We start from the raw sequence: 13450 nt of genomic DNA, 5'->3' as shown, positions 1-13450 counted from the left end.
GCACCGTGAGCCTGCTCGACGTGGGGAAACTCGCCCTCATCACCGTGACCCCCACCCTGATCGGCGCGGTCGTCATCTATTCGCCGCGCTGGTGGGCCGGTGTGTCACGGTCCTGGCCCGGTCGCCGGGCGGAGCCGCCGCAGCCGCTCGGGCCGCCTATCGAGAAGCTGGCCGCCGACCTGCGCCGGTTGCTGCGGTTGCACGAGGAGCTGACCCGCTCGGCGCACATCGCGATGCTGGCCCAGCGCTTGTGGTCGGTCGAGGCGGCGATCGGGGCGCGGGCGGTGGAGGCGGCGCGGGCTCTGGATGTGCCGCATCGGGAGCCGGAGCAGCTGGAGATTCTCACTCGGGCTGAGCTGTCGCGGCTGCTGCATGATCTGTGCCGGGCGGGGTTGGCGTTGCCGGCGCTCACCGCACCGTTCAACAAGGACGGCCGCTTCTGAGCGGCCGGGTGGTGGCGGGCAGTAGGTGGGTCGAAACGGCGGCGGGTGCACCCGCCGCCGTTCCTGGGCCCCGGCGGATGGCGGCTTACAAACGGGGGCGTCGGCCGCCGGCCGGGGAGTTCATCGTGGACAGGGTCCAGGAGTCCAGGCGGCGCAGCGCCGCCCGGCAGGTGGCGCGTACGGCGCCGAGGTCGAGGCGCGGCATGATCCGCTCCCTTCCGTTCGGTGTCGTGTTTCTGTCACTTTCCGGTCGCGCCGCCGGGGTGGGCAGCGCGCCGCGGGCCGGCACAGCGCCGGGCCGGCCGTGCTTCCCACCGTGACATCCGGGGTGGCCATGATCCGTGGATACGCGACGTGTCCCTCGCCACGGTCACAGCCGGTGAGGGCAAGATCGACCGGCGTCGCGCCATTCCCCGTCGCTTTCCTGGGATGGTCATTAAGAATGGCTTAAATTCCGTGGCCGGCCCCCGCACCGAAACAATGAGAGCGGTTCATGAATGGGGTACCGCCGCGACCTTCGTCGTCACTCAACGTCAATTACCAAAAACCTTCCGTTTGCCCGCACCGGAGAATGAACCACTGGGCGTCCGCGTCCGTACTGTCTGTCGACGGAACTCTCCCGGCGGGCCGCGGCGCCGGGACGGCTCCGGGGTCGGGGGACCTCAGGGCCGGATGAAGCGCTCCCGCGGGCGGTAGCGCGCTACGCAAATCCATGGTTAACCTTCCAACTCGTACGGCGGGGAAGGGCTACCGGGCGCGGGTGGGCGTGCGCGGCAGCGAGGACGGGGGGCACGGATGCGACAGCGGGCCGGCTCGGCGCAGCCACTGTCGTGCCCCTCCGCGGGTCGCGCCGGGGTGACCCGATGAGCTTCGAGGACGACGAATACTGGGAATCGGAGTACGACGACGACCCGAAACGGCCGTACGCGGACACCACCGCGACCGCCCGGGATCCATACGCGGATGCAGTCGCGGCCCGCTGGGGCGCTGATACCCGCCGTCCCCCGGCCCGCGCCCGATACGTCGAAGAAGACGAATTCGACGACATTCCGGAACCCCCGCAAAAGCCGGTCATCCCCCTCGATCCGGGCATCGACGAGCTGGCCGAACGCCGCCGCCAGCGCCGCCAGGACGGCTACCAACGGTCACCGAACCGCGACAAGCGCATCAAGCAAGCGTTCGACAGTGAACGCCCTGGCTGGCTCGACGACCCCGCGTTCGCCCCGGCCGACCTCGACGCCGCCCCCGTCTCACCCCCGGGCGTCGAAGGCTGGCAGCGCCGCAGCCTCGACTTCGACGAACTCGAGTACGACGACCGCGACTTCGACGAACGGGACTGGGAGGAGCAGCGGCGCTACACCGCGTCCCGCCGCTCCCGGGTCGTCGAGAGCTGGGACGACGAGCCGATCGACGAGCCGGTGCGCCGGGGCCGCCGGGACGACGTGCCGCAGCCGGTCACCGGCCGGGCCCGGGTGTCGCCGCCGGTGCCGGACGAGCCCGAGGAAGAGGTCGTGGCCGACCTCTACCGGCCGCGGCGCGATCAGGGCTTCGACCCGCTCGTCGACGACCTGCGCGAGGAGGACCTGCTCCCGTACGAGCGTCGTCCGGCCCCGGGGCGGGACCGCCGGCCGTCGCGGACCACGTGGGATCTGCCGGCTGCGTCCGTACCGGATGAGGAGTCGCGGATCGCCCCGGCCGAGCCGTGGTCCGACCGGCCCGCCGCCGAGGCGCCGCGGCCGGCTGCCGCGGCCAAGGCGGAGGAACCGGAGACGCCGGACGACGGCGAGGGCCCGCGGGTGCTGAGCAAGGCACCGCCGCCGGTGCCGCCGCGCGTGCTCAGCAAGGCCAAGCCGCCCGCGCCGCCGCGAGTGATCAAGAAGGCTGACCCGCCGGCCACGCCGCGGGTGGTGAAGGCGGCGCCGCAGACGGCGACACCCCGGGTGGTGACTCCGGCGCTGCCGAACGTGCCGAAGGCGCCGGCTGCCGGGCCGGGGACTCGGCGGCAGGATGCGGCTCCGGCTGCGTTCGACCAGGGCCGGGCGGCGGGTTACGACCAGGCGCCGGCCGGGGGTACGCGGAAGCCGCGGGTCGGGTTCGTCTCGCCGTCCGGGGTGACGGATGAGGCTCCGGTCAGTCCGGCTGCGTTCGATTCCCCGCCGGGGGTTGCCGGGCGGGCCCCGGTCAGTCCGGCCGCCTTCGACTCCGCGCCAGGAGTTGCCGGGCGGGCCCCGGTCAGCCCCGCCGCGTTCGACTCCGCGCCAGGGGGCCCCGGGCGGGCACCGGTCAGTCCCGCCGCCTTCGATTCCGCTCCGGGAGTAGGTGGACGGGCTCCCGTCAGTCCCGCCGCTTTCGATTCCGCGCCAGGGGGCGCTGGACGGGCTCCCGTCAGTCCCGCCGCTTTTGGTTCCGCGCCGGAAGTTGCCGGGCGGGCTCCGGTCAGTCCGGCCGGGCCGCTTCCTGACGCCGACGGTTTCTGGCCGGGTGCGATGCCCGCGCCGGATCGCCGCGCCGCGGAGGCGCCGCCCGTCAGCCCGGCTGGGCCGCGGAATCGGCCGCCCGTCATGCCGGCCGCCGCGCCTCCGCCGGTTCCGCCGTCCGCGCCCACGCCGATCCGGCGGCCCGCGGTCGGTGAGTCGCCGCAGAGCCCGGCGGCGTCGCAGGCTCCGGCGGCTTTCACCCCGTGGGCCGACGGTGACCAGGCGCGCGATCCTCGCGTCGCGTCCGCGCACGGCTTCCCGGCCGGGGCCGATCCGCGCGGGGTGCCGGTGCACGATCCCCGGTTCTCGCCGGCGCAAGACCCCTGGGACGCTGTGCCGGGGCAGGACCCGCGGCTCATCCGGCAGCCGCCCGGACCGGACGCCCGGGTCGCTCAGCACCAGCAGGGTGCCGACGCGCGGCTCGCGCCGCCCCAGGCGTTTCCGGCGGGGCCGGCCGGCACGGATCCGCGTGGTGCGCCGGTGCATGATTCGCGCTTCTCGTCGCCGCAGGACACCGACCCCCGCATCGCCGCACCTCGCGGCCGTCGTGGCGGGCCGGCTGCCCCGCCCGCCGCCAACGGTTCGCGCGGCCGGGCGTCGTTCGACGACGGGTCGACCGCCGAGCGGCCGATCGTCGGCGGGCCGCGCACCGCGATGATCCTCTCCACGGGTACGCCGACCGCTGTGCCGCCGTCGCAGCGGCCGCCGTCGCGTACTGCTCCGACCGTCGGTTCGCCGCAGCCCGGGGTCACCGCGTACGACGCTCCCGCCCAGGTGCGGCCCGTCACGGGCGTGCCGGCCGCGCTCGAGGGTGAGGTTCTTCCCGCCCGCCACGGCACCGACGGCCGGGTCCCCGGTGAACTGCCGCTCATCGGTTCACAGCCGGAGATGCCGACGGTCGGCATGGTTCGACCGGGTTCCCCCGCGCCCGCCGGCGGCGAGCCGATGGCCTACGCCGACGTACCGGGGCAGCACCGAAGCCCTCAGCAGCCTCCCGTGGACCGGGCGATCCAGGTGCCCGCTCAGCGGCCGGGCGAGGCGGACGGTTCGGAGCAGGTCGCCCAGAGCTATCTCGCAGACCCCGGCGTTCAGGCCCGGCCTGGTCAGCCGCGGCACGGTGGTGTTCCGGGTCCGGCGGAGCCCGTGCTTCCGGTGCGGCCGATGGGCGTGCCCGCGCAGCCGCGTCACGGCGATCCGGCGGTGCAGCACCGGTCGGAAGAGGCGGCTCGCCGGGCCGCGGCGCAGCAAGCGGAGGCCGTCCGCCAGGCCGAAGCCGCACGCCAGGCTGACGCCGCACGCCAGGCCGAAGCCGCACGCCAAGCGGAAGCGGCCCGCCAAGCCGACGCCACACGCCGAGTCGATGGCGCCCACCAAGCTGAGGCCACACGCCAGGCGGAACAGGCTCGCCAGGCGGCAGCCGCGCGGCAGGCCGAAGCCGCACGCCAAGCGGAGGCGGCACGGCAGGCCGAGGGCGCGCGGCAGGCGGAGGCGGCCAGGCAGGCGGAGATCGCTGCGCGGCAAGCTGAGGCCGCTCGCCACGCGGAGGCCGCCCGGCAGGCCGAAGCAGCCCGTCAGGCCGAGGCCGCACATCAGGCCGAGCTGGCTGCCAGGCAGGCCGAGGCCGCGCGCCTGGCTGAAGCCGCACATCAGGCCGAGCTGGCAGCCAGGCAGGCCGAGGCCGCCCGCCAGGCCGAAGCCGCGCGTCAGGCTGAAGCCGCGCGTCAGGCCGAAGCCGCGCGTCAGGCAGAGATCGCAGCCCGTGAAGCTGAAGCGGTCGCGCGGCGAGCCGAAGCAGCCCGCCGAGCCGAGATCGCAGCCCGCCAAGCCGAAGCGACCGCCCGCCAAGCCGAAGCAGCCCGCCAGGCCGACGCCGCGCGCCGCGCCGAGGCCGCCCGCAAGGCCGAGGAAGCCGACCGCCAGGCCGAGGCGACCCGGCAGGCGGCGATCGCGGCCCGCCAGCTCGAAGCCGAACAGCACGCCGAAGCAGCCCGCCAGGCCGAAGCAGCCCGCCAGGCCGAACAGGCCCGCCGGGCCGCGGAGCTCGCCCGTCAGGACCAGGCGAAGCAACTCGCCGAGGCCGCCTTCCGCACCGGTGGAGCGCCGGCCAACAGGCCCGCCGAGGCCCAGCAGGCCACTGCCGCACCCGCGGACACCGAGGCGCAGCACAGCCCGAACCGCGGCGCCGGCAGCGCCACGCCGATCTCCCCGGTGCCGCCGGCCACCCGGCCCGGTCCGAACCCGGCCGCGAACGCCGCGCCGATCGGGCGGCTGATCACGTCGGGGCCGTCGGAGCCGCGCAAGTACGCCGACTCGGATCTCGGGCCCACGTGGTTCGGGGCCAAGCCGAAGGCCGGGACGCCGGCCCTGGACACCGCGGACCAGGCGAAGGCCGACGGGGTCGTGCTCAACCTGGACATCACCGGACTGATGAACGGGAGCGCCGACGCCGCGACCACGATGTCGCCGGAGGAGGTCGCCGCCCAGGATCAGCCCGAGCCGAGCGACGTTCAGCCGACCAGCACCGAGCCGAGCGACGTTCAGCCGGTCAGCGCCGAGCCGAGCGACGTTCGGCCGATCAGCGCCGAGGCGGCAGCTGGTGAGCCCTCGCGCCTCGGTGAAGAGGCCGACGGTGGTGCTGAGGCTCTGCTCGTACCCGGGCCGGAGCCCACCGAGATCAGGCCCGCCGCCCCCGGCCGGCCCAAGCCCCTGGGTCCGGAGGATCTGACCGCGATCCGGTGGCGGCTCGACGGTGCCACGCTGCGCGAGGTCGTGGACGACCGGGACGCGCTGCGGGAGCTCGGTGAGCGGCTCGACGGGCCGCTGGCCGACGAGAAGGACAACGTAGCCCGGGCCGGGCTGCTGAGTGTGCGGGCCGAGGTGTACCGGCTGCTGGACGAGCTCGGGATGGCCGCGGCGGCGAGCCGGCTGGCGCTCGCTCACGCCGAGTCCGCCGGGGATGTGCAGGCCATCGTCATCGCGCAGGCCGAGCTGGCGCACGTGCTGCGGTTGCGGGGCGACTACGCCGAGGCCGACCGGCTGTTCGAGCAGGCCGCCAGTTCGGAGGCGCCGGAGCTGCTGCGCAGCGTGGTGCACGAGAACGCCGGGCGCAGTGCCTTCGATCAGGGGCGGCACATGGAGGCGCTCGATCACTTCGCCCGGGCTGTGCGGCTCGGGGTGCCCGATGACCAGGAGCTGGCGCAGCGGATCGATGTCGCGCTCGAGGCGATCTACATCCACGTGCTCCGGGACGGCTGGGGTCCCTACCCGCGGATGCGCCGGGAGATCCTCGGGCTGGTCAGGACCGCGGATCCGGAACAAAGCTAGGCACCTGGTCGACGTTGTGCCGCTCGCCGGCGACGGACACCCGGCCGCGGCCCGACGTCTTGGCCTCGTAAAGCGCCGCGTCCGACGCCGCGACCAGGTCTTCCACCGTGCTGACGTCGCCGGGCAGCACCGCGATGCCGATACTCACGCCGGGCGCGCCGCCCAGCAGATCGGTGCGGTCGGCGATCGCGGAACGCAGGGCGTCGGCGACGCTCACGGCGGCGCGGCGGCCTACCCGCAGCAGCATGACGAACTCGTCGCCACCCAGCCGGGCCGCGACCCCGGTTTCGCCGGCGACCTTGCGCATCGCTTCCGCGACCGCCTGCAGCACCCGGTCGCCCTCGGCGTGGCCGAAGGTGTCGTTGATCGCCTTGAAGTGGTCGAGGTCGATCGTCAGCATGGCCAGGGCCCCGTCGGTGCGCCGGGCCCAGGCGCCCTCGGCGACGAGCGCATCGTCGAAGTAACGGCGGTTGGCCAGGCCGGTGAGGTGGTCCGCGTTGGCCTGCCGTTCCAGGACGTCGCGCAGCCGGTCGGCGCGGACCCGCAGGCTCTGCACCACCATGGCGGACATCGTCATGGCCAGCACCATGGCGACCCAGTCGGAGGCGCCGCGCCGGGGGCCGAGGACCGCGAACACGGTGGCCGCGTCGCCCGCGTACACCAGGAGCAGGTTGAGCACGAGGACGCGGCGGCTGAGGAAGTTGGCCGCGTACAGGATGGGCCAGAGGTAGAAGAGCTGCGAGCCGGTGGACGCGTCGTGGGTGGCGAAGTTCAGGCCGGCCACCACCGCGGTGGCCAGGATCGGGGCGATGAACCAGCCCGACCGGGGTACGGCGGTGGGCCGGCGCCAGCAAAGCACACCCGTGAACGCCATCAGCACGGCGATGATCCCGGCGATCACCACCGTGATCACGTTGACGGCCGGGTCGATGTACGCCGTCACGAACAGGTACGGTGCCGCGGCCAGCGTGAGGTACGCGACCGCACGAGAGGCTCCGTGCAGATCGCGCAGCTCGTATGCGGGGGCGTGGACCCTGAGCGACACGTTCTTTGTTCGGCCTCCCGGGCCCGGACATGAGCTTTTGGCCGCGCCGGTCAGGCCGGTGAGGTAGGTGAGGGTGCCGGTTCGCGCTGGGCCAGAGTGACGCCCAGGCTGGCCAGGCTCACCAGCAGCAGCGCCACGACCTCGCGCAGGCCGAGCCGCTGGTGCAGCACCACGAGCCCGGCGACGGCCGCGGCGGCCGGCTCCAGGCTCATCAGGATGCCGAAGACCCGGGTGGGCATGCGCCGCAACGCGTTGATCTCCAGGCCGTAGGACAGGACCGACGACAGCAGCGCGACCGCGGCCGCGCCGACGAGCAGAGACGGATGATCCAGTACGGCGGAAGCACCGCTCGCGCCGAACGGCAGCACGAGCACCGCCGCCACCGCGAGCGCCACCGCCAGCCCGCCCGTGCCCGGGACCAGCGTGCCCAGGTGCGCGCTGGCGAGGATGTAACCGGCCCAGCAGAGCCCGGCCGCGAACGCCAGCAGCAGTCCACCCAGCGGCGCCGTGAAACCGGAGCCGAGGCCGAGCAGGGCGACTCCCCCGGCGGCCAGCAAGGCCCACAGCAGGTCGACCAGCCGGCGGGTCTGCACCAGCGTGAGCAGCAGCGGCCCGAGGAACTCGACCGTCACGCCGACGCCGAGCGGGACCGTGCGCAGGGCCAGGTAGAAGAGCAGATTCATGCCCGCCATGGCCACGCCGAGCAGCACGGCGGCTCGCCACGCGGCGGCCGACCAGCCACCGATCCGCGGCCGGAACGCGACGCCGAGGATGACGGCCGCGATCAGCAGGCGCAGCAGCGTGACGCCGGCCGCGCCGAGGTCGTCGAACAGCGTGCGGGCGACGGCGCTGCCGACCTGGACGGACGCGATGGCGGTGAGCACGAGCAGTGGAGCCGGCACGGTGCGGCGCTCGCGGACGGTCGTGGTCATTCGGTCCGCAGCGCGACGACGGGATCGAGGCGGCCGGCGCGTTGCGCGGGCACGACGCCGAAGACGATGCCGACCAGCGCCGACACCCCGAACGCCAGGGCCAGCGACCACCAGGTGACGGCGGCCGGCACCGGGGACAGCCGGTCGACCAGCAGCGCGGCGGAGATGCCCAGCGCCATCCCGATGACGCCGCCGATCGTGGTGAGCAGGACGGCTTCGAGCAGGAACTGCACACCGATGTCGCGGGGCCGGGCGCCGACCGCCTTGCGCAGGCCGATCTCCCGGGTGCGTTCGCGCACCGACACCAGCATGATGTTGGAGACGCCGACGCCGCCGACCAGCAGGCTGATCCCGGCGATGGCGGCCAGGACGCCGGTCAGCACGCCCAGGATGTCGCCCAGCACGCCGAGGATCTGCTCCTGGGTGACCGCGCTGAAGTCGCTCTCGGGATGGCGCTTGCTGAGGGCCGCGACGATGTTCGTGCCGAGGGTGTCGATGCGTTCCCGGTCGGGCGCGCGGATCGCCAGGGCGTCGATGCGGTCGGTGCCGAGCAGCCGCTGGGCGGCCGTGACGGGGATGTGCACCTCGCTGTCGCGGTCCACGCCGAGGCTCTGGCCGAGCGCCTCGAAGGTGCCGATGACCCGGAACCGGACCCCGCCGATGGTGATCTGCCGGCCGATCGGATCCCGGTCGCCGAAGAGCTGGGTGGCCACACCGGCGCCCAGGACGGCGACGCGGCGGGCGGTGCTGACGTCCGAGCGGGTCAGGTAGGTGCCCCGGTCCAGGCGCCGGACGAAGACGCTCGGGGTGGTCTCGAGGACACCCTGCATGCTGGCGAACGAGCTGCGGCTGCCCGCGCGTACGGTCTCGCCGGAGGCCACCGTCACCGCGACCCGGTTGCGGTCGCCGACGACCCGGGAGACGGCGTCGACGTCGTCGAGCGACAGCGTCGACACCGACGGCGCGGAGCCGGCCTCGAGCCGGCCCGGCACGACGATCAGCAGGTTGGAGCCGAGACCCTCGACCTGCTGCTCGATCTGCTGCTTGGTGCCCGTGCCGATGGCCACCAGCGCGACCACCGCGGCGACCCCGATGACCACGCCGAGCATGGTGAGCACGCTGCGCAGCCGGTTGGCGCGCAGCGCGTCGAGGGCGACCCGCCAGGCCTCGGCCAGCCTCACGCGGGGCCGTCCCCGGGGTCGGGCGCGGCCGGGGCGGGCTCGACGATCAGCCCGTCGCGCATCACGATCTGCCGGTGGGCGCGCTCGGCGACCTCCCGGTCGTGGGTGACCAGGACGACGGCCACACCGTCGGCGTTCAGCGACTCCAGCAGGGCCAGCACCGACTGGCCGGTGGTCGTGTCGAGATTGCCGGTGGGCTCGTCGGCCAGCAGCACCGACGGGCCGGTGACCAGCGCGCGGGCGATGGCCACCCGCTGCTGCTCGCCGCCGGACATCTGGTTGGGCCGGTGGTCCATCCGGTGGGCCAGGCCGACGCGTTCCAGCATCTCGCCGGCCCGGGCCCGGCGTTCCCGGCGGCCGATGCCGCGGTAGACCAGCGGCAGGGCCACGTTGTCCCGGGCCGTGGTCCGGGTGAGCAGGTGGAACGACTGGAAGACGAAGCCGATGGTCTCGTTGCGCAGCCGGGCCATCTCGGGCGGCGACAGCGTGGCGACGTCACGGCCGCCGATGAGCAGGGTGCCGCCGGTGGGCCGGTCCAGCCCGCCGAGCAGGTGCATGAGGGTGGACTTGCCGGAACCGGACGTGCCGACGATGGCCAGGTAGTCGCCGTCGGTCACGGTCAGGGAGACGCCGCGCAGGGCGGCGACGGAGACGCCGTCCAGCTCGTACGTGCGCGAGACGTCCGTGGCCACGATGGCCGGGATGTCGCTCACGGCACGGTCTGCCCGGGACTGACCTGGTCGGCACCGCCCACGATGATCTGCTGGCCGGCGCCGATGCCGGAGACCACCTGCACGACGTCCTCACCCTGGACCCCGAGCGTGACCGGGACCCGCTCGGCCTTGCCACCACGGACGATCCAGACGGTGTCGCGGCCGTCGGCGGACACCACGGCGGACGCCGGCACGGTCACCGCGTCGTCGGCCTGGCGCACCTGGAGCCGGACGATGGCGCTCATGCCCGGCCGGGGCGTGGGCGCGGACCGGCCGTCCGCATAGCGGCCCTTGCCCAGGGTGAGCCGCACGCGGTAGGAGACGCCGCCGCGCGCGGACGTGGTCGGCAGCTGGTCGACGGCACGCACACTCGCCTCGTAGGTCGCGCCGGTGGCGGCGTCGAGCTCGGCGGTCGCCTTACCGCCGGCCTGCACGAGCAGCACGTCGGTCTCGTCGACCTCGGCGGCCAGGCCGAGCTTGCCGGTGTCGACGATGGTGAGGATCGGGGTGCCGGCGCCGACCGTGGCGCCCTGCGGCACCGCCGGATCGACCCCGGCCACGGGAGCCTGCGCCGGCGCACCGGCGGCGGCCGCCGACGCCGGGTCGGCCAGCAGATCGGTCAGCGAGGACGTGCCGCCCGAGGCGGTGCCGCCGAGCTGGACGACGCCGGAGACGGGGGCGCGCAGGGTGAGAGCGTCGACGGCGGCCTCGGCCAGGTCGTACGCCTGCTGGGCCTGGAGCCGCTGCGCCGTGCCCAGGGCGTTGACCGCCTGGCTGAGGCCGGCAACGCCGCGTTGCACCGAGCGCAGGGCGGCACCGGCCGCGTCCGAGGCAGCCTCGTATTGCTGCTGGGCGGCCTTCACCTGGGCCAGCAGCGCGGTCTTCAGCTCGGCGTCGGTGACCTTGCCGGCGGCGGCGCGGGCGTCGGTGAACGCCTTGCCGGCGCGCTCGTCGGTGCGGTGCTGGGCGGCGGTGAACGCCGCGGTGCCACCGCCGGACGGCACGCCGCCCGAGGAGGCCGCGTCGAGGGCCCGGGCGGCCTGCTCCAGGCGGCGCTCGGCGGCGGGTGAGTCGACCACGGCGACCACCTGGCCCTTGCGGACCTGATCGCCGGCGTCGAAGCGCAGCTCGGCGAGGGTGCCCTCGGCGGGTGAGGTGACAGTGGCGGCGGCGCGGGCGGTCACCGAGCCGGAGGCCTCGACGATCTCGGCGACGGCGCCCATCGCGGCGGCGCCGACCGTGAGGCCGGACGGCTCGTCGCCGCAGGAGGCCGCGGTCAGGGGTGGCAGCAGGACGAACGCGACCAGCAGGGTGCGGGCGCGGCGGTGGGGGCGGGACACGAGCGCCACTCTATGCCGGGGCACCGACGAAAAACCCGGCCCGATCGGACAGCTGATCTATATCGGTCGGAACGATTTGATACCGGGTCAGTGTCGGTTATCCGCCCGATGGCCGACCTGTGGGCGACTGCGCAGGTCAACGCGAAGCGGGAGGCTCATGGGCAGGCCTGGTCAAGGGGCCTGCCGGAAGGCACAATCGGCCGACGGATTGAACCGGGGGCCTCACGGCAGCCGTAATCCAGGTCACGTGCCCCATCTGCGTACGCGAAGGACGGGACCATGCTGCGCGCCGACGAACTGACGATCGTGCACCACGACGACACGGTGAGCCACTTCACCGACGTCACGTACACGCTGAACCGGCAGGGCCTGCGGGTGTTCACCGCGACCGGCGACGAGAAGGCTTTCCCCGGTCACGACGTGCTCACCACGCACGCCCGGACGAGCCACCGGGAGCTCGCGGCCTGACCCCGTACCGGAAGACGAAAGACGGCCCACCGGCTCATGCCGGCGGGCCGTCTCTGTGCTTGCCTACCTGATCAGGTGCCCGACCGACGGCCGATGAGCTTGACCGTCATGCCGATCTTGCCGATCTTGTAGTACTTCTTGGCGTCCGCCGGCAGCAGGTTGACGCAGCCGTGCGAGCCCCGCCACGCATCGTGGATGTACGTGGTCGTCTGGTGGAAGCCCCGGCCGCCGTTGAAGCGCTGCCAGTACGGCAGCCACACCTCGTACGGGTCGGACCATTCCTTCTTGGTGCGCTTGTTGATCTTGTAGGAGCCCGCCGGCGTGCGGTACCCCTTCATGCCGGTCCGGGTGACCGTCGGCTTGGCGTGGACCTTGCCGTTCTTCATCACCCAGGTCGTCTGGTGGGTCAGGTCCACGCAGAACGTGTAGCCCGACTTCTTGGCCTTGCACTTCGACGTCTTCGTGTCGGCGAGGCGCTTGGCCACTCCGTACGTCGTCGGCCCGGCCAGGCCCGCGGCGGGCTTGATGCCGAAGCGGACCTGGAACTTCTTGATCGCGGTGCAGTCCTTGGCCGACTGCTTGCCGTCGACCGAGACCGTGCCGTAGCCGCCGATCTTCTTGAGGTAACCCTCGACCTGCTTCTGGTACTTGCCCGTCGAGCACGAAGCCGCGGCGGCCTTCGTGACGACGACGGCGGAAATCGGTGTGGCGCTGACCGTCCGGGTCGCGGCGCCGGCCGCGCCCGGGGACAGCACCACAGCGCCGAGCCCACCGCCGACCGCCACCGCCAGCACGGCGGTCGCGAGGCGTGCGGAAACCCGCTGCACTCCCAAAATCGTCCTCCCCAGGAGATGTGTCCGCACATCGAAGCACATCCGTGCACCTGGGAAGGTCCGCCGTCCGACTGTGGCATCAATCCGGGACGTCGAACACAGCGGTCGTCGCTCAGCGCTGCCTCACGGTCACTGCGGGGTCGCGAAGTCCTGGACCCAGTACGGCGTACGGTCGGCGCTGAAGGCCAGCCCCACGCCCACCTCGCGCAGACCGCAGTCCATGATGTTCTCCCGGTGCTCGGGGCTCTTCATCCAGCCGTCGACGACCTCGGCGACACTGTCCTGGCCGCGGGCGATGTTCTCGCCGTAGCGCGACCACTGGTAGCCGGCGTCCTCGACCCGGTCGCCGGCCCGCCGCCCGCGCGAGTCCTCATGCGCGAAGTAGCCACGCCGCGCCATCTCGGCGGCATGCCGGTTCGCCGCCACGATCAGCCGCCGGTCGACCGTGAGATTGTCGCAGCCACCACGCCGCCGGTTCTCGTTGACCAGCGTCAATGCCTGCTGCTGGACACTGCCGCCGGGGTCGGTGGAGAGCGCCTGGCTGGTGGTCACGTCCCGCTGGGCGGCCGAGAAGGTGTTCGGCTTGCCGCCGCGGGTGGGCTTGTCGGCCGCCGGCTTCTCGTCGGCCCGGTCGCCGGCCCGATTGTCGGGCTCGGCCGCCGCCGGAGCGGCGGCAGCCGGCCGGGTCGCCGCA

Annotated in this window: 10 protein-coding genes; 3 read left to right on the top strand and 7 right to left on the bottom strand. The window is 73.7% G+C overall.

All coding sequences use genetic code 11. The features are described 5' to 3' along the window. The first annotated feature begins 5 nt into the window (after window positions 1-5). Window positions 6-443 carry a hypothetical protein gene (locus ACWEOZ_RS41420; protein ID WP_451916162.1) on the top strand — a complete coding sequence of 146 codons (438 nt, stop codon included), beginning with the start codon at window positions 6-8 and terminating at the stop codon, window positions 441-443. Window positions 444-1306: 863 nt separating this feature from the next. Then, on the top strand, window positions 1307-6244 hold the full coding sequence (locus ACWEOZ_RS41415; protein ID WP_451916161.1) for a hypothetical protein: 4938 nt from the start codon (window positions 1307-1309) through the stop codon (window positions 6242-6244). Here ACWEOZ_RS41415 and ACWEOZ_RS41410 read toward each other — a convergent pair. From ACWEOZ_RS41410 to ACWEOZ_RS41390, 5 genes are read right to left on the bottom strand one after another with little or no spacing between them, the layout of a single operon-like run. Further along, window positions 6216-7289, bottom strand: coding sequence for a diguanylate cyclase (locus ACWEOZ_RS41410; RefSeq protein ID WP_451916160.1), 1074 nt, complete (start codon window positions 7287-7289; stop codon window positions 6216-6218). The two genes, ACWEOZ_RS41415 and ACWEOZ_RS41410, sit on opposite strands and share 29 nt — an antisense overlap. 50 nt (window positions 7290-7339) lie before the next feature. Beyond that, window positions 7340-8221, bottom strand: a complete 882-nt coding sequence (locus ACWEOZ_RS41405; RefSeq protein ID WP_451916159.1) for an EamA family transporter — start codon at window positions 8219-8221, stop codon at window positions 7340-7342. Continuing rightward, window positions 8218-9402, bottom strand: a complete 1185-nt coding sequence (locus tag ACWEOZ_RS41400) for an ABC transporter permease (protein WP_451916158.1) — start codon at window positions 9400-9402, stop codon at window positions 8218-8220. Before ACWEOZ_RS41400 ends, ACWEOZ_RS41405 begins: the two co-directional genes overlap by 4 nt. Next, window positions 9399-10106: an ABC transporter ATP-binding protein gene (locus tag ACWEOZ_RS41395; protein WP_451916174.1), complete on the bottom strand. Its 708-nt coding sequence runs from the start codon at window positions 10104-10106 to the stop codon at window positions 9399-9401. The genes ACWEOZ_RS41400 and ACWEOZ_RS41395 overlap by 4 nt, the downstream gene beginning before the upstream one ends. Before the next feature lie 5 nt (window positions 10107-10111). After that, window positions 10112-11455, bottom strand: a complete 1344-nt coding sequence (locus tag ACWEOZ_RS41390) for an efflux RND transporter periplasmic adaptor subunit (RefSeq protein WP_451916157.1) — start codon at window positions 11453-11455, stop codon at window positions 10112-10114. A gap of 279 nt (window positions 11456-11734) precedes the next feature. Between ACWEOZ_RS41390 and ACWEOZ_RS41385 the strand changes: the two genes are divergently transcribed. Beyond that, window positions 11735-11923 (top strand): hypothetical protein, encoded by a 189-nt coding sequence (locus ACWEOZ_RS41385; protein WP_451916156.1) that lies wholly within the window; start codon window positions 11735-11737, stop codon window positions 11921-11923. 71 nt (window positions 11924-11994) lie between these two features. Here ACWEOZ_RS41385 and ACWEOZ_RS41380 read toward each other — a convergent pair whose 3' ends face one another. Together ACWEOZ_RS41380 and ACWEOZ_RS41375 are read right to left on the bottom strand one after the other, a co-directional pair. Next, the gene (locus ACWEOZ_RS41380; protein WP_451916155.1) at window positions 11995-12750 is read right to left on the bottom strand and encodes a L,D-transpeptidase family protein; all 756 of its coding nucleotides are present in this window, start codon (window positions 12748-12750) and stop codon (window positions 11995-11997) included. 135 nt (window positions 12751-12885) lie between these two features. Then, window positions 12886-13450, bottom strand: a 565-nt coding sequence (locus tag ACWEOZ_RS41375) for a CAP domain-containing protein (protein ID WP_451916154.1), incomplete at its 5' end; no start/stop codon positions are given.

The sequence above is a fragment of the Actinoplanes sp. NPDC004185 genome, from assembly GCF_053603475.1.
The sequence above is the reverse complement of the archived record's forward strand: the minus strand, read 5'-3'. Positions and strand labels throughout refer to the sequence as shown.